The organism is Bradyrhizobium sp. Kon69 (genome assembly GCF_055807515.1).
Genome location: NZ_JBVVOS010000126.1, coordinates 1 through 421 on the forward strand (window position 1 = coordinate 1; position 421 = coordinate 421).

At 64.1% G+C, this 421-nt stretch carries 1 pseudogene; it reads left to right on the forward strand.

Annotated elements, in window-relative coordinates:
* Positions 1 to 421 (forward strand): annotated as a pseudogene (locus AC0L3U_RS38510) (putative hydroxymethylpyrimidine transporter CytX); the annotation flags it as partial.

Sequence of the window (421 nt, forward strand, 5' to 3'; positions counted from 1 at the left end):
ATGCATTGCTGCTGGCCCTGGCCGGTGCCGGCCTGGGTATTCCGCTGTTGCTGATTTTGCTGGACGAGTCGGAAAACGCGTTTGCTGATATTCACTCGGCGGCGGTGTCCAGTGGGATTCTGCTGCGCCTGAAGGTCGAGCACCTGGCGTTGGCCATTGGTGTGGTTTGCACCTTGATCGCCTGCTTTGCGCCCCTGGCGCAATACCAGAGCTTCCTGTTGCTGATCGGCTCAGTGTTCGCGCCGCTGTTCGGCGTGGTGCTGGTGGACCACTTCATCCTGCGCCGTCGGGCCCAGGGCGCGGTGACCCTGCTGCACTGGCCGGCGCTGGTCGCGTGGCTGGGCGGCATCGCGACCTATCATCTGCTGGCCAATCTCTATCCGGATGTCGGCGCTACCCTGCCGGCGTTGCTGCTGGCAGG